The sequence below is a fragment of the Curtobacterium sp. MCSS17_015 genome (assembly GCF_003234265.2).
Taxonomy (GTDB): Bacteria; Actinomycetota; Actinomycetes; order Actinomycetales; family Microbacteriaceae; genus Curtobacterium.
Genome location: NZ_CP126256.1, coordinates 2,404,240 through 2,422,549 on the forward strand (window position 1 = coordinate 2,404,240; position 18,310 = coordinate 2,422,549).

Genomic DNA, 18,310 nt, shown 5'->3' on the forward strand with positions numbered 1-18,310 from the left:
ATATTTAGTCCTGCGCGCCGCATCGGAGCAGCTCGCACACCGGGACGGCGACGGCGCCGGTCCCGGCGAACGGAGACGACGTGCAACCACGCGCCACACGAGCCGCCGGAGCATCCGCGCTGAGCCGGCGGTCGTTCCTGCTCGGAGCGGGCGGCATCGCCAGCGGCCTCGCACTCGCCGGCTGTGCACCGGTCGGGGCGTCGGGGTCCCGGCCGGAGACGATCAGCTTCTACGTGTCGAAGCCCGAGGTGATCGGCTACTTCGACGACCTCATCACGCAGTTCCACCAGGTCCAGTCGAAGATCCGCGTGGTCCGCGACTCCACGTCGAGCATGTCGGCGAACTTCGTGCGGAACAGCCCGCCGGACCTCGGTTGCTGGAACTACAACTTCTCGGTGGTGCCGTTCGTCGAGCACGGGGCGCTCACCGACCTCTCCGACCTGCCCGAGGCCGCCACGATCAACCCCGACCTGTGGCCCCTCATGGAGCAGACCGCCGACTACCCGGGCCGGAAGAGCGCCCTGCCGTACTCGGTGACCGCCGCCTCGGTCATCTACGACCGCCGCCTGTTCGCGGAGCAGGGACTCGACGTCCCGACGACCTGGTCCGAGTTCTCGGACGTCTGCGAGCGACTCCAGCGGGCCGGGATCGCGCCGATGTACGGCACGTTCAAGGACAACTGGACGATCGCGCAGGGCATGTTCGACTACAGCATCGGCGGGATGATCGACACCCCGGCGACGTTCGCGGCGCTCCGCGAGGCCGGCACCCGGGTCGGCACCGGCTCGGCGCCGTCGTTCGCGGAGGACTTCGCGGCCCCGATGGAGCGGATGGCGCAGCTGCGCGAGTGGCACCAGCCCGGCGCCGTCAGCCGCGGGTACGGCGACGGCAACCTGGCGTTCGCCGAGGGCAAGGCGGCGATGTACCTGCAGGGTCCGTGGGCACTCGGCGAGATCGCGAAGACGACTCCCGACATGGACCTCGGCACGTTCCCGCTGCCCGTGACCGACGACCCGGCCGACCGGAAGGTCCGGGTCAACGTCGACCTGGCGCTGTGGATCCCGGAGGCGTCACGGAAGCAGGAGGCGGCGCGGAAGTTCCTGTCGTTCCTCATGGCCCCGGCGGTGAACGACCGGTACAACGCCGACAACAACGGGTTCGGCGTCCGGAAGGACGCACCGCCCGCGTCGAACCCCGCCCTCCGCGGCATGCAGTCGTACTACGACGACGCGGCCTTCTACCTCGGCGCCTCGCAGCTCATCCCCGCCGAGATCCCCGTCGCGAACTACGCGCAGTCGATCGCCTTCGGTGGCGACCCGCAGCGACAACTCCGCACCCTCGACTCCGACTGGGCGCGGCTGGCGCTCCGCTCGGCCGCGTGAAGGAGACGACCATGACCCTCGCAACGAAGGCCCCCGCGAGCCGTGCCGACGGCCCGACCACGGGCCTCCAGGCCGGACGGCGCAAGCGGCCACGCGTCGACCCGCTGTTCCTCGCGTTCCTGCTCCCCACCCTCGTCCTGTTCACGCTCGCCATCACGCTGCCGGCGGTGATGGGGATCGTCCTGAGCTTCACGAACTCCGTCGGCTTCGGCGAGTTCCGCTTCATCGGGATGACGAACTACGTGGCGGTGTTCTCGGACCCGGCGATCCTGCAGGCGTACCTGTTCACGATCGGGTTCTCGCTCGTCACTGTGCTCGTCGTCAACGCGATCGCGTTCCTGCTCGCGATCGCGCTGACGTCGAAGGTGCGCGGCAAGATCGCGCTGCGGGCGGTGTTCGTCCTGCCGATGGTGATCTCCGGCATCGTGATCGCCTACGTGTTCTCGTTCCTGTTCGCCAACAGCCTGCCGGCGCTCGCGACCACGCTCGGGTTCGCGCCGCTCGAGCAGAGCATCCTGGCGGACCCGGACCTGGCGTGGATCGCGATCGTGGTGGTCACCGCGTGGCAGGCGATCCCCTCGACGCTCCTCATCTACATCGCCGGGGTCCTGTCGATCCCCGGCGACGTGTACGAGGCGGCGTCGCTCGACGGTGCCAGTGCGTGGCGTCAGCTGGTGTCGATCACGGTGCCGCTGACCGCCGGGTACATCCTCATCAACCTGGTCATCGGGTTCAAGAACTTCCTCAACTCGTACGACATCATCGTCGGCCTCACCGACGGTGGCCCCGGCACCTCGACGACCAGCGTCGCGATGTCGATCTTCAAGGGCTTCAACGGCGGCGACTACGCCTACCAGATGGCCAACGCGACGATCTTCTTCGTGATCGCCGTCGTGATCGCCGTGATCCAGCTGCGGGCCACCCGCGGGAAGGCAGCGCTCTGATGTCCCTGCAGGCACCACTCCAGCCCACCACCACGGCGACCGGCAGCATGCGGTCGGTCGACGCCGATCGGACCGCCGGCGGCCGCAGTGCCGGTCGTCGCGGTCGGAGCGCGAACTGGCCGGTCACGGTCGTCCTCGTGCTCTGCGCGCTGTCCGTGCTCGTCCCGCTCTACGTGACGCTGACGATGGCCTTCAAGACCACCGGGCAGGCCGTCGACGGCAACGCGTTCTCGCTGCCGGCGCCGTTCAGCGTCGACGGGTTCGTGCAGGCGTGGGAGCTCACCGACTTCCCGAGGGCGTTCGGCATCTCGGTGCTCGTCGCCGCGATCACCGTCGCCGGCACGATCCTGCTCGCCTCGTTCACGGCGTACGCGATCGCCCGGAACTGGGACCGCAAGCTCTTCCGCTGGTCGTTCTTCTACCTGCTCGCGGCGATGTTCCTGCCGTTCCCGGTGCTCGCGCTGTCGCAGGTGAAGCTCACCGGACTGGTCGGACTCGACAACCCGTTCGGCGTCGCGATCCTGCACGTCATGTTCCAGCTGTCGTTCAGCGTGCTGCTCTTCACCGCGTTCCTGCGGTCGATCCCGGCCGAGCTGGAGGAGAGTGCCCGCATCGACGGTGCGAGCACGGGGCAGGTGTTCTGGCGACTCGTGTTCCCCCTGCTGGCACCGATGAGCGCCACCGTCGGCATCTTCGCGTTCCTCGCCTCGTGGAACGACTTCGTGATGCCGTCGCTGATCACCTCCGACCCGGCGCTGCAGACCCTGCCGGTGCTGCAGCAGATGTTCCAGACCCAGTTCAGCAACAACTACAACGTGTCGTTCGCCTCGTACCTGATGGCGATGGCCCCGGCGATCATCGTCTACCTGATCACCCAGCGGTGGGTCATGGCCGGCGTGACCCAGGGCGCGATCAAGTGACCGACAGCATCTCGACCCCGAACGAAGGAAGCACCCCATGACCGACGTGCTCGACCCGGCCGTGCAGCCGACGACCACCGCCACCGACGAGACCTGGTGGCGCCAGGCGAGCGTCTACCAGATCTACCCGCGGTCCTTCGCGGACGCCGACGGTGACGGCATCGGCGACCTCCGCGGCGTCACGGCCAAGGTGCCGTACCTGACGTCCCTCGGCGTCGAGGCCGTCTGGCTCAGCCCCTTCTACCCGTCCGCCCTCGCCGACGGCGGCTACGACGTGGACGACTACCGCGACGTCGACCCGCGACTCGGCACACTCGACGACTTCGACGCGATGGTCACGGCGCTGCACGACACCGGGATCAGGGTGATCGTCGACGTCGTCCCGAACCACACCAGCGACCGGCACGAGTGGTTCCGCGAAGCCCTCGCGTCCCCGAAGGGCTCGCCCGCCCGGGACCGCTACGTGTTCCGCGACGGCACCGGCCCGTCCGGGCAGGACGCCCCCGCCGACTGGATCTCCATCTTCGGTGGCCCGGCCTGGACCGCGGTCGGCGACGGCCAGTGGTACCTGCACAGCTTCGCGAAGGAGCAGCCGGACCTGAACTGGGCGAACCGGGAGGTCCGGGACGACTTCCTCACCACGCTCCGGTTCTGGTCGGACCGCGGCGTGGACGGGTTCCGCATCGACGTGGCGCACGGCCTGGCGAAGGACCTGCCCGCGGGCGACCTGCCGACGTGGGCCGAGGTCTCCGCGCTGCCGAAGGACGGCACACACCCGCTGTGGGACCGCGACGAGGTGCACGAGATCTACGCCGAGTGGCGTCGGGTGTTCGAGGAGTACACCCCGGCCCGCACGGCGGTCGCCGAGGCCTGGGTCCCCGCCGACCGACGTGCCCGCTACGCCAGCGCCGAGGGACTCGGGCAGGCCTTCAACTTCGACCTGCTCGAGGCCGACTTCGACGCCGGGTCGTTCCGGACGATCATCGAGTTCAACCTCGGACTGGCGGAGCAGTCCGGCTCGTCGACCACGTGGGTGTTCTCCAACCACGACGTCGTCCGGCACGCCACCCGCTACGCACTGCCCCCGCGCAGCGGTGACGCCGAGCACGCCCCGACCACCGAGAAGCAGGGCAGCGCGTGGCTGCTCGCCGGTGGCTCGCAGGACGACCTCGACCGTGACCTCGGCCTCCGACGTGCCCGTGCCGCGACGCTCCTCGAGCTCGCGCTGCCCGGGTCCGCCTACCTGTACCAGGGCGAGGAGCTCGGCCTGCACGAGGTCGGGGACATCCCCGACTCCGACCGCCAGGACCCGGCGTACTTCCGGAACCCGGGCGTCGACGTCGGCCGCGACGGGTGCCGCGTCCCGATCCCCTGGACCAGGGAGGGCTCCTCCTTCGGCTTCGGGCCCGATGGCGCCCACCTGCCGCAGCCGGCCTGGTTCGCCGACTCCAGCGTCGAGGCGGAGGACACCGACCCCGATTCGACCCTCAACCTGTACCGCGCAGCGCTCCGGCTCCGTCGCACGCTGCAGTCCGAGGAACACCTCGAGTGGCTCGAGACCGGGCGCGACGACGTCCTGGCCTTCCGTCGCCCGAACGGCTGGACGAGCGTGACGGTGTTCGGCGACGAGCCGTACCGGCTCCCCCGGGGTGAGCTGCTGCTCGCCAGTGCGCCGGTGGCAGACGGCGTGCTGACGGGGGTGGGTACCGCCTGGTTGCGTCCCTGACGCGACCAGACGGCGGACGGGAGGCCCGGTGCACGACGTGTGCCGGGCCTCCCGTCCGCCGTCTGGTCACCGCTGCGGCCGGAGCCGTCAGTCGGGCTCGGTAGGGTCGGCACGTCGAGAGGGGGCCGCGTGGCCGGAGCAGGCATCAGCGTGCGGGACTTCGTCATGCGGTTCGGGGACCGGAACGTCGTGGACGGACTGACGTTCGACATCGCCCCCGGTGAGACGTTCGGGCTGCTCGGCAGCAACGGCTCCGGCAAGACCACGACGATCCGCGCCCTGCTCGGCATCACGGCACCGACAGCGGGCACGCTCACGATCGACGGCGAGCCGTACCGGCCGGCCACGGGCGGCATCGGGTACTTGCCGGAGGAGCGCGGGCTCTACCGCAAGGAGACCGTCATCGACGTGATGACGTACTTCGCGGCGCTCCGCGGGATGCCCAGGGGTCCGGCGACGCGCTGGTCGAGCGACTACCTGGAGCGCGTCGGGCTGGCGGACAAGGCCAAGGTCCGCATCGACAGGCTCTCCGGCGGCCAGCAGCAGAAGGTGCAGCTCGGCATCACGATCATGGACCGGCCGCGGCTGCTCATCCTCGACGAACCGACGAAGGGCCTCGACCCGGTGAACCGGCGGCTGCTCCTCGACCTCGTCGACGAGCGCAAGGCCGACGGCGCGACCGTCGTCCTCGTCACCCACCACATGGACGAGGTCGAGCGGCTGTGCGACCGGATCCTGCTCCTCAGGGACGGCGTCGCGGCCGCGTACGGCACGATCCCCGAGGTGCAGGACGCCTTCGGCGGCGCGGTCGCGGAGGTCGGTCTGACCGGCCCCGTCCCACCGTCCGACCGCTACCGGCTCGTCCGGCACGAGGGGCACGTCGCGCACCTCGTGCCCACGGCTGCCGCCGCCCGCGACGGGTCCGACATCCTCGCCGAGCTCGTCGGCGCCGGGGTGCACGTCACCGGGTTCGCGATGCGGCGCATCCCCCTCGACGAGATCTTCGTCCAGCTCTACGGGCACGACGCGGGGAGCGACGCCGCCCGGGCCGACCGACGCCAGGGCGCCGCGGTGGCAGCGGCCGGAGCGACGCGGTGAGCCGGCTCGGCACCGTCGTCCGGTTCGAGTTCGTCCGAGCGGTCAAGAAGCCCGCGTTCTGGATCGGGACGCTCGCCCTCCCCCTCGTCGTCATCGTCGTCTCGCTGCTCGTCGGCGTCGGGCAGGCGGCGGGGACGGACTCGGCGGTCTCGAGCGGGTCGGCGGCCAAGACGCCGTTCCACTACGTCGACCACTCGGGACTGGTGTCGCGGACGGTCGCGGCGAAGTGGGGCGGGTCCCCGTCCGAAGACCCGGCGGCCGACCGGGCAGCGGTGCGCTCCGGGCACCTCGACGCGTTCATCGAGTTCCCCGCGAAGCCGTCCACGTCACCGGTCACCGTCCTCGGCGCCGACCGCGGATTGTTCGCGAACAACGGCTACTCGGCGCTCGCGGGACGGGTGCTCGAGCAGAGCGTCGCCGCACAGGTCGACGACGCCGAGGCCGTCCGGATCCTGCGTTCCCCACCCTCCGCCGACGTCACCACGTACGCCGACGGGCAGATCGCCCCCGGGTGGCTGTCGATCGTGCCGCCGCTGCTGTACGTCGCCGCGTTCTTCGGGCTCGTCGTCCTGCTCGCCGCCCGGATGGTGACCGTCGTGGTCGAGGAGAAGGAGAACCGCATCTCCGAGATGATCCTGACGACCGTCACCGCCGGCACGCTCATCCGCGGCAAGGTCATCGCGATGCTCCTGGTCGGACTCGTGCAGGTCGGCGTATTCCTGGTGCCGGGGCTCCTCTCGCTGGCCGTGGTGCTGCCCCTCGTCGCCGGGCGGGTCGGCAGCGTCGCGCTCGATCCGTGGCGGATGGTCGCCGGCGCGCTGCTCCTGGCCGGTGGGGTGCTGCTCGCTTCCGCACTGTTCGTCGCCGTCGGCGCCTCGGTCCCCACGATCAAGGACGCGTCGACGCTGCAGTCCGCGGCGCTCTTCGCGGTGATCATCCCGCTGTACGCCGCGTTCTTCGTCATGACGACACCCTCGTCGCCGATCGCCGCGTTCTTCACGTACTTCCCGACGTTCACCCCCGTGACGGCGATGGTGCGGAACGCGGTCGGGTCGCTGTCGGTCGTCGAGACGGTGGTCTGCATCGTCGAGGTGTTCGCGGTGGCCGTCGCCCTGCTGTGGTTCTCCGAGTACCTGTTCCGGCACTCGGTCGCACAGTACGGGTCGAAGGTGACACTCAGGCAGGTCGCCGGGTGGCGGCGGTCCCGCACGGTGGCGCGCTCCCGCTGACGGGAGGCCCGGAGCGGGTCGGCACGCGCCTCCCGGCCGACCGGCCGGTCAGTCCCCCGGTAGCCGCACCTTCGACCCGCGCGGGTCCGCGTTGCGTGGTGGCACCGGCGGCGGTGCCACCGGTTCGGCCGGGTCCAGCGCCTCCGCCCGCGCGCCGGCGGTGCTCACCCGGCCCAGCCGATGGACGAGGGCGATCGACGGACCGAGCTGGAAGAACGCGGCCACCGGCGGCCACACGGTCAGCATGAACATCATCCCCGTCCCGCCGAGCGCCAGCCCGGCGGCCCAGATCGCCAGCCAGGCGGGCCCGAGGAACGCGGTCCGGCTGATCGAGACCACGAGCGGGTCGACGACCCGCTCGACCGTCGCGAGCACCGCTGCACGGTCGGCGGGGTCCAGCGGGGGCGGCTGGCGACGGAACTGCGCCTCGATCCGCTCGGTGCGCCGCCACTCGGGGTCGTCCTGCCGGTCCTCCTGCCACTCCGGCAGGCGTGACTCCGGCAGGAACACCGTCGCGACGAGACCGGCCGCCACCGCGGTGGCGAGCAGCACGACGGCCAGCCGGACCGCGCCACCGGGCACCCAGGACGTGAGCAGCTGCGTGACCACGATCGCGGTTCCGGCCGACACGGCCACCGAGAGGGCGACCACCCGCCGACGCCGCACGAGCCGACGATCGAGCAACGCCCGGCGCTGACGGCGGTACACGTCCCAGCCGGTGCGGAACGCGGAGTCGCTCATGACCCCAGCATGCCCGGGGTCAGCCGACGGTGACCGGTGCCGCCGACGGCCTGCGGCGCTGTTGCATCCAGACGAAGAACCCGGCGAGCGTGAACGCGCCGTAGACGACGTACATCAGGCCCGAGGCGTAGTACCCGGCCGAGAACAGCAGGGGCACGCCGACCAGGTCGACGGCCACCCAGATGAGCCAGAACTCCACCCAGCCCTTCGCCATGCCGTAGGTGGCGAGGAGGGACCCGACGAAGATCCAGGCGTCGCTCCACACCGGCTCGTACGAGCCGAGCGCCCGGAACACGGGCGTCAGCAGGGCCGTGCCGCCGACCAGCCCGACGACGAGCAGGGCCCGGGACCGCCAGGACGCCCATCGCGGCTCGAGTACCCGCGCCGTGTCGTCTGCGCGGTGCGTCCACCGGTACCAGCCGTACACGCTGACGAGGATGAACATGACCTGCCGACCGGCCTGACCGAGCAGGTTGACCGGGTTCGGGGTGTCGAAGAGCGACCCCATGAAGACCGTGAAGAGGAGGGCGTTGCCGGCGATCCCGACCGGCCAGGCCCACACCTTGCGACGCATGCCGCCGAGGGCGCTGAGCAGGCCGAACGCGTTGCCGATCACCTCACGCCACAGCACCGTCTGGTCACCGATGACGAGTTGTGCGTCGAACAACCACCGCACGAAGCCCATGAGACCCTCCTCGATCCGGTCGATGCAACTGCAACGACCCGGTACACATTCCGAGGCCGACGCGCGCGGCTGGGCCCCCTCCCCCGAACTGGGGACGATGCGGACGCATACTGCCCTGTCCGCAGTATGGGGGACCGGGTAGGTTCGACCACAGGACGACCGAGCCCGAGCTTCCCTCACTCCTGGGCAGCCGGTCGTCCTCCGGCACCGGTCAGCCGCGCCCCCTGCACGCAGGGGTCGGTGACAGCCGTCCCGTCGGGCTCTCCCGAAGTCCATGACGCCAACAGCGCTGCCCTGCGCAGGAACGGAACATCCATGCACAAGATCGTGACCGGCACCATCGCGAGCGCCGCCGGGGTCGCACTCCTCCTCGGCGGAGCGGGTTCCTTCGCCCTGTGGAACGCGCAGGCCAGCAGTGCCGCGACCGGGGTGAGCTCCGGCACCTTCAGCCTGACGGCGAACGACGACGGCGCCTGGACCGACATCACGAACGGGAGGTCCACTCCCATCGACCCGGCGGAGGTGCTCATGGTCCCGGGCAACACCTACCGCTTCACGCAGACCCTCGTGGTCGGCGCGACCGGCACGGACCTCCGCGCCCTGCTCACGTACGCGCCGCAGAGCATCACCGGTGACCAGGAGCTCATCGACGCGAGCACGCAGGACCTCGAGGTCACCTCGTCGAGTGCCGCGCTCCGCAGGACCTCCGCCACGGCCTTCGAGGTCACGCCGTCCCGAGCCCGGTCGACCGTCCAGGTCGTCTTCACCATCAGCCTGCCCGAGTCCGCGACCACCGGCCAGGGCGGCACCGTGGACGTCGGCGCGCTCGCGTTCACGCTCACCCAGACCGCCATCGGTTCCTGAGCCACCGCCCGGGAGCGGACGGCGACCCGGACACGGCGGACGGCGGGCCCCTGACCCGCCCGTCGTCCGTCACACCACGAGGACCGCGACGTCCAGGGGGACGACCATGACGAGGACCACACCGACGACGGGACGCCACCGCGCGCCCCGTCGTCGGCACCGGGTCCGGGCGCTCGGCGCCGCACTCGTCGCGACCGTGACCGTGACCGCCGCCGTGGTGAGCAGCGGGAGCACGTACGCCCTGTGGAACAGCTCCGCCGAGACCGACGCTGTCACGATCCGGTCGGGCACGGCGACCCTCGCCGTCACGGCGATGAGCGTCGGGGACGCGGCACCGCTCGCGCCGGGGACGAGCACGACGGGGACGTTCACGGTCCGGAACACCGGCACGGTCCCGCTCTCCATCCGGCTCGCGTTGACCGGGACGAAGGTCGCTTACAGCCCGTCGGTCCCGGCCGCCGCCGTGCTCGACGAGCTCACCGTGCGTCTCGCCGCGGTGGCGCGGGCTTCCGACTGCCGGGCCGGGCTCGGCGGCTACAGCGCCCGGCCGACCACGTTCGACACCGGGAGCGGCTACTACACGCTGCCGGTCGGGGTCACGGGCACGGCCTGCGTCGAGGTGGTCCTCGACGCGGACGCGCCGCAGACCGTCTCCGGTGCCGTGACCGACTTCACCCTGACGGTGACGGGGACGCAGGTGGCGGCGTGACCGCCCGCCTCCGGGTCCTGCTCGCCGTGGTGCTCGTCGCCGCGTTCGTCGGCGGCGGCTCCTCCGTCGCTTGGGCGCTGTGGACCGCGACCGGGACCACCGCGTCCAGCGTCACGAACGGCAAGGTGGTCGCGGGCATCACGGGCACCGAGGCTATCACGACGACCTTCACCGCCGCGGACCCGACTCTCACCCGCCCGGTCACCCTGCGGAACACCGGGAACATCGCGGGCACCACCGCGACGCGCGTCCTGGTGGCGGCCGGGTCCGTCGCACTCGCCCAGACCGTCGACGTCGTGGCGTGGCCCGTCCCGTCGGCCGGTGCATGCACCGCGACCGCGGTCGTCGGCAGCGGTGCCGTCCGAGGGACCTGGGCCGCACTCCCGAGCCTGGTGTCCCGCCTCGGGCCGGGCGCCGACGCCGTGTGGTGCATCCGGTCGACGATCCGGGCAGACGCACCCCCGCGGGCGACCACGGACGTGCACCTCGAGCTGACGACCGCGAACGGGAGTTGGGTGTCCGCCACCGTCTCGGGCGGGCTGTACCTCAACACGGGCACCGGCCTCCCCGCGTTCACCTGCACGGACCACGACGGCAACTACGTCGACGTGGCCTGGGCCCGGGGTACACGCTCGGACACCACCTACTACGCCGCCTACGTGGGCGAGAAGCGGGTCGGCGCGGCCGACCAGGGCTACCACGGGTCGATCCAGATCGCCCCGGTGGACCTCCCGCAGGGCACCCCCGCCGGGCCCGTGACCGTGGACGTCCGCGTCCTCGACGACGCTGGGCAGCCGACCGACGACATCGCCGGTTCCGGGCCGGTGACCCTGTTCACGCAGCAGGACGGCCCCGCCATCCGGTGCGGCGCATGACCGCGATCAGCAGCGGCACCCGGTCGGGAGGCGCGTCCCAGCCCCGCCACGCCGCCCGCCCCGCCGTCCGTCGCGTCACGACCGGGGTCCCGGCGCTCCTCCGCGCGGTCGGACTCGGTCTGAGCACCGGGCTGGTCCTGCTCGTGGCGGCGTTGGCCGTCGTACTCGTGGTGGTCCCGAAGGCCACCGGCTCGGTGCCGCTCTCCGTGCTGACGCAGTCGATGGAGCCGACCCTGCCGGCGGGGACGCTCGTCGTCGTCCGTCCGGTTGCACCCGAGGACATCCGGGTCGGGGACGTCGTCACCTACCAGCTCGTCTCCGGGCGGCCGGAGGTGGTCACCCACCGGGTCGTCGCGATCGGTGCGTCCTCGGACGGCTCCCGGACGTTCGTGTTCCGCGGCGACGCGAACGCCGAGGCCGACGCCGACCCCGTGATCCCGGCGCAGGTCCGCGGCGAGGTCTGGTACAGCGTGCCCGGGCTCGGCGCGGTCAACCAGGTGGTGAACGGGTCCCGGACCTGGCTGCTGCCGACACTCGCTGGCCTGTTTCTCGCCTACGGCGTCGTGATGATCAGCACCGGGACGGTCTCCGCCATGCGTCGGCGTCGGCGCCGGGCGGAACGTCGCCGGGCGGGCCGTGACCACGTCGCCCGCGACGGTCACACGGCGGAGACGGCCTCCCGCGCAGGGTGACCGGCCTCCGCGAGCGCGGCCTGTGCGTCCCGGAAGGACGAGTACGGCACGTGGACGCCGCGGACGTCCCGGTAGTCGGTCAGCCCCGGACCGGCCCAGTACACGACACCGTCCTCCCCCACCGCGGCGAGGGCGTGGCGGATCGCCTGCGCCGGGTCCGCCAGTTCCACGACGGTCACCGTCCCCCCGGACCGCCGGGCACCGTCCAGGACCGCGGCCCGGATGGCGTCCGGGTCCTCGAACCGCGGATGGTGGTCGGCGACGACCACGAGGTCCGCCATCGTCGCCGCCACCGCGCCCATGGGACCGCGCTTGCTCGGGTCGCGGTCGCCGTCCGCGCCGAGAACGATCGCCACCGGGCCGCTGGCGAACGCACGGATCGCCGCGAGGCTCTTCGCGAACGCGTCGGGGGTGTGCGCGAAGTCGACGAACACGCGCGGGCCCGTCACACTCGACGCGTCGGCCATCCGCCCCGGCACGACGACGTCGAGCCCGCCGTCGACCGCCGCGACGAGGTCGTCCGCGGGGACACCACCGGCACGGAGCATCGCGACCGCCAGCCCGACGTTCGCCGCCATGTGCCGGCCGAGCAACGGCACTTCGGTCGTCACGTGCACGCCCGGGCCGTATATGCGGAAGCGGGTGCCGTCGGGGCGTTGTTCCAGGACCGTGACCCGCCAGTCCGCGGACGTGCCCGGGTCGCTCGTGACCGTCTCGACCGGGATCCCGCTCGCCCGGACGACGGCGCGACCGGCGGCAGAGTCGAGCGACACGACGCCGCGTCCGGCCCGGTCGGGTTGGAACAACTGCACCTTCGCGCGGAGGTAGTCGTCCATGTCCGCGTAGTCGTCGAGGTGGTCGTGGCTGAGGTTCGTGAACCCGGCGACGTCGAACCACACGCCGTCGACGCGGTGGCGCGTGAGCCCCTGTGCACTGACCTCGACCGCGGCTCCGTCGACGCGGCGTTCGCGGGCACACGCGAGGAACGCGTGGAGTTCCGTGGCCTCCGGCGTCGTCAACCGGCTCGCGACGACCTCGTCGGCGATCCGGCGTTCGGCGGTGGAGGTCATGGCGGTGGTCCATCCGAGGCGCTGCATGACCGCGTCGAGGACCGAGACGGTGGAGGTCTTGCCGTTGGTCCCGGTGACACCGAACAGCGGGAACCCGAGGTCGGCGCCGCCGGAGACCACCCGGGCGACCGCACCGAGGACCGCGCGCGGGTCCGGGACGACGAGGGTCGGCAGTCCCGCGAGCACAGCGTCGCGCGCCCCGGCGTCGTCCGTGAGGACCGCCACCGCGCCGGCAGCCCGGGCGGTCTCGACGTGCTGGGAACCGTGACCACGACGGCCGGGCACGGCGACGAAGAGCCACCCGGGGCGGAGGTCCTCGGTGGCGACCGCGGCGCCCGTGACGACGGTCCGTGCGGCAGTCCCGGTCAGCGGCCCCGCGCCGGCTGCCGCCGCGACGTCGGCCAGCGCGACCCGCCGGGGGCGCTCGGGGTCGAAGGCGTGCGGCACGATGTCCTCCTCGGCAGGAGCGGTGGTCGTCGGGGTCGACGAGCATCGATGCGACGGACGTCGTGGTGCGGTGGCCAGGGTGCCGACCGCCCGGTCACGTCGTCGGTGACGCAGCTGTCGCGACAGTCAGACTCAGACCGGACCACCAGTGAACCCCAACGAACCGAGCGCGGCCACAGCTGCTCGTACCCCGACCGCTCGACCATCCCGACGCGTCTAGGCTCTGGCGGGTGACGGACGGGGTGGAGCGGGCGCGGGTGCTGCTCACCGGGGCGGCGGACCGACTCGGTGCGGCCGGTACCCGGGACGAGGCGCTCGGGGAGTACGTCGAGCCGAAGCCGGTACTCGGGATCCGACGCGACCCGACGATCCGCTCGCTCGGCCGGGTCTGGCGCGTCGGGGCGCTGCTGCTCGGGTCCTCGCCCGAGACGGCCGGGCGGGTGTGGTCGACCGGGTCCATCACCCGGGTCACCGAGGCCGGTCGCGCGCAGTTCGTGTCCGTGTCCGCCGAGGTCCGCCGCGCCTACCGGGCAGCCGCAGCGAAGGGGCACTTCGCCCCCGGCGACACCGTGAACCACGGCGCGACGCCGATCCCCCTCGACGACTCCCTGGTCGACGGCAACGGCACGCTGTTCGTCCGCGACGGCACCCCCCGGGTCCGCTGGTCGGCGACGGCGGGCACCGACGTGCCGCTCGCCGACTACCTCGACGACCGCGTCGCCCTGCTCGTCGACCCACCCCGCGGCGCGACGGACTAGCAAGCGACCCCCGTACCGTCCCCGACGCGACCGGGTCGTCGCCCAGGAGGCCGCCCGCCGGATGCCCTGACGACCGCCACCGGACGCCGGTAGGGTCGGCCACGTGGGATCGATCAACGACGCGTCCGCCGACCGCTACGAGCTCCGGGAGTTCCACCCGGGGACCGACGACCAGGGAGCTCCGGACAGCAGGACGAAGCCGTGGATGGACGCCGTCGGCCTCGGCTTCCACGAGCCGACCGAGACCGACGAAGCGGCAGCCCGCATGGCGGCGCACATGATCGCCGACCAGGAGACCTTCCTCGGGGTGTACGTCCGACAGCCAGCGCCGGGGTCGGTCGACGAGACCTGGCCCGCCGGCACGTTCACGTGGTTCCGGAAGGCACTCAGCTGGGGCGACGGGACCGCGATCGACACACAGGCGGTGTCCGCGGTGACCGTCCGCCCGACCGAGCGTCGGCGCGGGATCCTCCGGCGGATGATGACGCACGCGCTCGAGCGCGGTGTCGCCGAGGGGTACGCGATGGCGTCCCTCACGGCGTCCGAGGGCACGATCTACCGCCGCTTCGGGTTCGGCTGCGCCATCCGCGAGCGTGCGGTCCGTGTCCGCCGCGCCCGCGCGCTCCCCTTCCTCGCGCCGACCACCGGCACGGTCGCGGTGGTCCCGCCGCAGTGGCTCGCGGACGGCGTCGGCGAGGAGGTCTTCGCCCGGTTCCACGCCCGCACACCGGGCTCGATGGTCCGCAACACCGGCACGTGGCCGATCGTGTTCGGGGAGATCGGCCGCGACGGACAGAAGGCGAAGGACGTCCGCGCCGCCGTGCACCGCCCCGACGGCTCGGACGAGGTCGACGGCTACGTCACCTGGCGCGTCGTCGAGGGCAAGACCGGTGAGGACACCCGCGTCGAGGTCGTCGACCTCGTCTACGTGACCGACGAGGCCTACCTGTCGCTGTGGGAGTTCCTGCTCTCGATCGACCTGAACGACGTGGTCGTCTACGACCGCTCGCGTCTGGACGATCCGATCGTCGCCGCCGTCGCCGACAACCGCGCGTTCGACGTCGACCACGAGGAGGACCACGTCTGGCTCCGCGTCCTGGACGTCGCCGCCGTGCTCGAGTCTCGCCCGTACGCGGTCGACGGCACGCTCACGCTCGCGGTCACGGATGCGCTCGGCCATGCGTCCGGTACGTACCGGCTCGACGTCCGGGAGGCCCGTGGCACCGTCACCCGGCTGGCCGACGACGCCGACGCGGCCGGCTCCGACATCGCGCTGGACGTCGCCGACCTCGGAGCGGTGCTCATCGGGTCGGTGTCGCCGCAGACCCTGGCGGCCGCCGGGCTGCTGCTCGCCGCCGACGAGGCCGCCCCGACCCTGCTGCGGTCGATGCTGACCCCGCCGCGCACGCCGCACGGGATCACGTACTTCTGAGGCCGGCCTGGTCCGTCGGGGCGCACGCCGACGGCCGACCAGGGGGGCGACCTCCAGACCGGCTCAGCGGTCGAAGAAGTCGCCGATCCCGGGCCACTGGAAGCCCTCGCTGAGGTTCCCGACCTGGTCGCCGAGCCCGCCGAGTGCCTGCTCGCCCTGTGCGGCGACACCCTCGACGCCACCGCCGAGGTCACCGAGCCCACCGCTCACGGTGTCGCCCAGGCCGGACACGACGCCCTCGAAGTCGACACCGAGGTCAGCCGCCTGCGCGAGCACCGGTCCCGCTGCCGCGCTGAGGACCGCGCCGCCCGCGACCGCCACCGCGAGTCCGCCGACCGCGAGTGCTCCGCCACCGATCGCGGTGCCGGCGAGGACCTTCCGCATCGTCCCCGGACGGCTCGTCTCGCCCCGGGTCGCGGCCCTCGCCAAGCCGGCCGGGGACGCATCGGTCGACCGGTCGTGCTGCGGGACCTCGGCGTTGAGTCGCTGGAGCACCTGCTGTCGCTGCTCCGGGGTCAGGCGAGCGAACGCGTCGTGGTGCGCCTGCTCCAGACGCTCGGGGTCCGCGGTCTTCAGCAGGTAGTCGTACTTCGCGATCGCCACGCGGTCGGCATCGGTCGCGGGCGTGCGTGCGGGTCGCCCACCGGTCGGCTGCCCGTACGGCTGCTGTCCGGTCGGCTGCTGCGGCTGCCGCGCGGAGTCGTGCCCGCTCCGGTCGTCACCGGTCAACCTGTCCGCGGCCGTCCGGACCAGGCTGCGCCAGTCGGTGCCACCCGATCGACCGGGCTGCCGGTACTGCTGCATGCCGCCCGGCTGCTGCGCACCGCCCTGGTTCCCGGCCCCGGGCTGGCCGGAGCGCTTCTGGAGTTGCTTGTCGATGACCTTCGAGGCCATGCCGAGGATGCGGTTCAGGTTCGCCATACCTGACCTTTGCGTCCTCACATGTGCGCACGCGGCAGTGCTCCGGTGCGCTGCCGGTGCACTCCCCCGGGATCCCCTGTGAGCGGCGGCGACGCAGTGGCAACGCGCAACTGGAATACGTGTATCAGGCCGTTAGGCTGGACGGCGAGCGCGCGACCGCCGGAGCGCGTTCAGGGCGGACGAGTGAAGCCCGGGACTGGGCAAACAGTCCCGGGCTTCGGTTCGCTCTCCGAGTGGAGGGCCAGGGGAAGACACCGTTCCCCGAGTTCAGCACTCGGGAACAGTGTAGCCGAGCCCGCTCGGCGGCACACCCCTGGCTCACGCTCCTCGTGTCCGCCGGCGATGACACCAGGAGGTACTCGATGTCGCACGACACCGAACGCCGGCCCAGGCGTCAGGTCCCGTGGTTGGGGATCGCGAGTTTGCTCGTGACCCTCGCCCGGTTCCTGCTCGACCTGCGCCGCACGGGCCAGTGACACGGGCGCCCCGCGCCGCATCCAGCGGTGCGGGGCGCTCCGGTCGACTGCGCCGCGCGCGTCAGCCGAGCACGCGGTCCAGGAACGGGTTGCGGAACCGGCCCTGCGGGTCGAGGTCCCGCGCGAGTGCCGCGAACGCCCCGAGCTGCGGGTAGACCTGGTGCAGCCGCTCCGGCGTCGCCGCGGTGACCTTCCCCCAGTGCGGACGGGGAGCGAAGGGCGCGAGGGCGTTCTCGATGAGCGGCAGCGCGACGGCCACGTCCTCGGCCTGTCGGCGGAACGTGAAGTGGAAGGCCACGGAGTCCCGCTCCGAACTCGGCGCGAGCCAGGCGTCGTCGGCTGCGATCCGACGGATCTCCGAGACGTACAGGACCGGCGCGATGGCCTCGCCGATCTCGCGGAGCGCCTGGATCGCGGGGACGGCGTCCGTGGCGGCGACCATGTACTCCGCCTGGATCTCCGCTCCGGCGGACGGGGTGAACGACGACCGGAAGTGCGGGAGCCGCTCGTGCCAGGGGCCCGGCACACCGCCCTGCTCGGTGACCCCGGCGGTCTCGCTGCCCGGTACGGGGTGGATCGGTTCGGCGCCGGCGACGGCCCCGAGTGCGGCGAGGTCGATGACCGCGTCGTCCCGGTCCTCGCGCCGCTTCGTCCAGATCTGCCGGACGCCGTCGGCGGTGTACCCGGTGAACATGCTGACGCTGTAGCCGGCCGACATGATCTGCTCGAACTGCGCGTCGACGACGTCCCACCCGAGCCCGGTGTGCACCGTCTGGGCGACGCGGTAGCTCGGCTCGACGGCGAGGTGCACCGCGACGACGACGCCGAGGGCGCCGAGCGCGACCCGGTGCGCGTCGAGCCGGGGGTCGTCCGCACCGACGAGCTCGACCTCCCCCGAGGCCCGCACGATCTCGACCCCGACGACCGACTGCGCCAGCGAGGCGTTCCCGACACCCGAGCCGTGGGTGCCCGTGGCGACGGCACCGGCGACGGAGATGTGCGGCAGGGACGCGAGGTTCGCGAGCGCCCAGCCACGGGCCTCCAGGTCGACGGCCACCTGGGCGTGCGTGAGGCCGGCGGCGACGCGGGCCACGCGTCGCTCGCCGTCCACGTCGAGTTCGGGCGGGAGGCCCGTGAGCGTCACCTGCACCGCGTCGGTGTCGGCGATCGTGTTGAACGAGTGCCGGGACCCGAGCGCCGTCAGGCGCGGGGTCGAGGCGACCAGCCGCTGGAGTTCGTCGAGACTCGTCGGTTCCGCCAGGTGGCTCGCCGAGTAGGTGACGTTCCCCGCCCAGTTGGTGCGGGTGTGGGCTGCGGTGGTGGTGTCGTCGTCGATCACGT

General features: G+C 72.2%; 17 protein-coding genes. 12 read left to right on the top strand and 5 right to left on the bottom strand.

Translation table 11 applies throughout. The features are described 5' to 3' along the window. Positions 1 to 80: 80 nt before the first annotated feature. The 6 genes from DEJ18_RS11380 to DEJ18_RS11405 all read left to right on the top strand — a co-directional run bounded on the left by DEJ18_RS11380 (position 81) and on the right by DEJ18_RS11405 (position 7,299). Positions 81 to 1,382, top strand: a complete 1,302-nt coding sequence (locus tag DEJ18_RS11380; RefSeq protein WP_111211120.1) for an extracellular solute-binding protein — start codon at positions 81 to 83, stop codon at positions 1,380 to 1,382. A gap of 11 nt (positions 1,383 to 1,393) precedes the next feature. Continuing rightward, complete coding sequence (locus DEJ18_RS11385; protein WP_258376980.1) at positions 1,394 to 2,326, top strand: carbohydrate ABC transporter permease; 933 nt, start codon at positions 1,394 to 1,396, stop codon at positions 2,324 to 2,326. After that, positions 2,326 to 3,246: a carbohydrate ABC transporter permease gene (locus DEJ18_RS11390; RefSeq protein WP_111082405.1), complete on the top strand. Its 921-nt coding sequence runs from the start codon at positions 2,326 to 2,328 to the stop codon at positions 3,244 to 3,246. The genes DEJ18_RS11385 and DEJ18_RS11390 overlap by 1 nt, the downstream gene beginning before the upstream one ends. 37 nt (positions 3,247 to 3,283) lie before the next feature. Then, positions 3,284 to 4,972, top strand: coding sequence for a glycoside hydrolase family 13 protein (locus DEJ18_RS11395; RefSeq protein WP_111211121.1), 1,689 nt, complete (start codon positions 3,284 to 3,286; stop codon positions 4,970 to 4,972). A 129-nt stretch (positions 4,973 to 5,101) separates the two neighbouring features. After that, positions 5,102 to 6,070, top strand: a complete 969-nt coding sequence (locus tag DEJ18_RS11400; RefSeq protein ID WP_258371205.1) for an ABC transporter ATP-binding protein — start codon at positions 5,102 to 5,104, stop codon at positions 6,068 to 6,070. After that, entirely contained in the window at positions 6,067 to 7,299 is a 1,233-nt protein-coding gene (locus DEJ18_RS11405; RefSeq protein WP_111211122.1) for an ABC transporter permease, read from the top strand. Before DEJ18_RS11400 ends, DEJ18_RS11405 begins: the two co-directional genes overlap by 4 nt. Before the next feature lie 48 nt (positions 7,300 to 7,347). Here the strand turns inward: DEJ18_RS11405 and DEJ18_RS11410 are convergent, their stop codons facing one another. Continuing rightward, on the bottom strand, positions 7,348 to 8,040 hold the full coding sequence (locus tag DEJ18_RS11410) for a hypothetical protein (RefSeq protein WP_111211123.1): 693 nt from the start codon (positions 8,038 to 8,040) through the stop codon (positions 7,348 to 7,350). Positions 8,041 to 8,059: 19 nt separating this feature from the next. Beyond that, the gene (gene pnuC / locus DEJ18_RS11415; protein ID WP_111211124.1) at positions 8,060 to 8,725 is read right to left on the bottom strand and encodes a nicotinamide riboside transporter PnuC; all 666 of its coding nucleotides are present in this window, start codon (positions 8,723 to 8,725) and stop codon (positions 8,060 to 8,062) included. A gap of 315 nt (positions 8,726 to 9,040) precedes the next feature. Between pnuC and DEJ18_RS11420 the strand changes: the two genes are divergently transcribed. The 4 genes from DEJ18_RS11420 to DEJ18_RS11435 all read left to right on the top strand — a co-directional run bounded on the left by DEJ18_RS11420 (position 9,041) and on the right by DEJ18_RS11435 (position 11,865). Continuing rightward, positions 9,041 to 9,589 carry an alternate-type signal peptide domain-containing protein gene (locus tag DEJ18_RS11420; protein WP_111082400.1) on the top strand — a complete coding sequence of 183 codons (549 nt, stop codon included), beginning with the start codon at positions 9,041 to 9,043 and terminating at the stop codon, positions 9,587 to 9,589. Positions 9,590 to 9,695: 106 nt separating this feature from the next. Next, entirely contained in the window at positions 9,696 to 10,298 is a 603-nt protein-coding gene (locus DEJ18_RS11425; protein WP_146241607.1) for a TasA family protein, read from the top strand. Continuing rightward, positions 10,295 to 11,173 carry a hypothetical protein gene (locus DEJ18_RS11430; RefSeq protein ID WP_111082397.1) on the top strand — a complete coding sequence of 293 codons (879 nt, stop codon included), beginning with the start codon at positions 10,295 to 10,297 and terminating at the stop codon, positions 11,171 to 11,173. Before DEJ18_RS11425 ends, DEJ18_RS11430 begins: the two co-directional genes overlap by 4 nt. Next, positions 11,170 to 11,865: a signal peptidase I gene (locus DEJ18_RS11435; RefSeq protein WP_111211125.1), complete on the top strand. Its 696-nt coding sequence runs from the start codon at positions 11,170 to 11,172 to the stop codon at positions 11,863 to 11,865. Before DEJ18_RS11430 ends, DEJ18_RS11435 begins: the two co-directional genes overlap by 4 nt. Here DEJ18_RS11435 and DEJ18_RS11440 read toward each other — a convergent pair. Next, positions 11,832 to 13,382 carry a Mur ligase family protein gene (locus DEJ18_RS11440; protein ID WP_181434247.1) on the bottom strand — a complete coding sequence of 517 codons (1,551 nt, stop codon included), beginning with the start codon at positions 13,380 to 13,382 and terminating at the stop codon, positions 11,832 to 11,834. The genes DEJ18_RS11435 and DEJ18_RS11440 overlap by 34 nt on opposite strands. A 230-nt stretch (positions 13,383 to 13,612) precedes the next feature. On the opposite strand from DEJ18_RS11440, the gene DEJ18_RS11445 reads away from it, so the two are divergent. Next, a complete protein-coding gene (locus DEJ18_RS11445; RefSeq protein WP_111211127.1) occupies positions 13,613 to 14,140 on the top strand; it encodes a hypothetical protein in 528 nt (175 codons plus the stop codon). A gap of 103 nt (positions 14,141 to 14,243) precedes the next feature. Next, the gene (locus DEJ18_RS11450) at positions 14,244 to 15,572 is read left to right on the top strand and encodes a GNAT family N-acetyltransferase (protein ID WP_111211128.1); all 1,329 of its coding nucleotides are present in this window, start codon (positions 14,244 to 14,246) and stop codon (positions 15,570 to 15,572) included. Between the two features lie 63 nt (positions 15,573 to 15,635). Here DEJ18_RS11450 and DEJ18_RS11455 read toward each other — a convergent pair whose 3' ends face one another. Both DEJ18_RS11455 and DEJ18_RS11460 read right to left on the bottom strand, forming a co-directional pair. Further along, complete coding sequence (locus DEJ18_RS11455; protein ID WP_111211129.1) at positions 15,636 to 16,493, bottom strand: cation-transporting ATPase; 858 nt, start codon at positions 16,491 to 16,493, stop codon at positions 15,636 to 15,638. Positions 16,494 to 17,030: 537 nt separating this feature from the next. Next, positions 17,031 to 18,308 carry an FAD-binding protein gene (locus tag DEJ18_RS11460; protein WP_258376981.1) on the bottom strand — a complete coding sequence of 426 codons (1,278 nt, stop codon included), beginning with the start codon at positions 18,306 to 18,308 and terminating at the stop codon, positions 17,031 to 17,033. Positions 18,309 to 18,310: the final 2 nt, after the last annotated feature.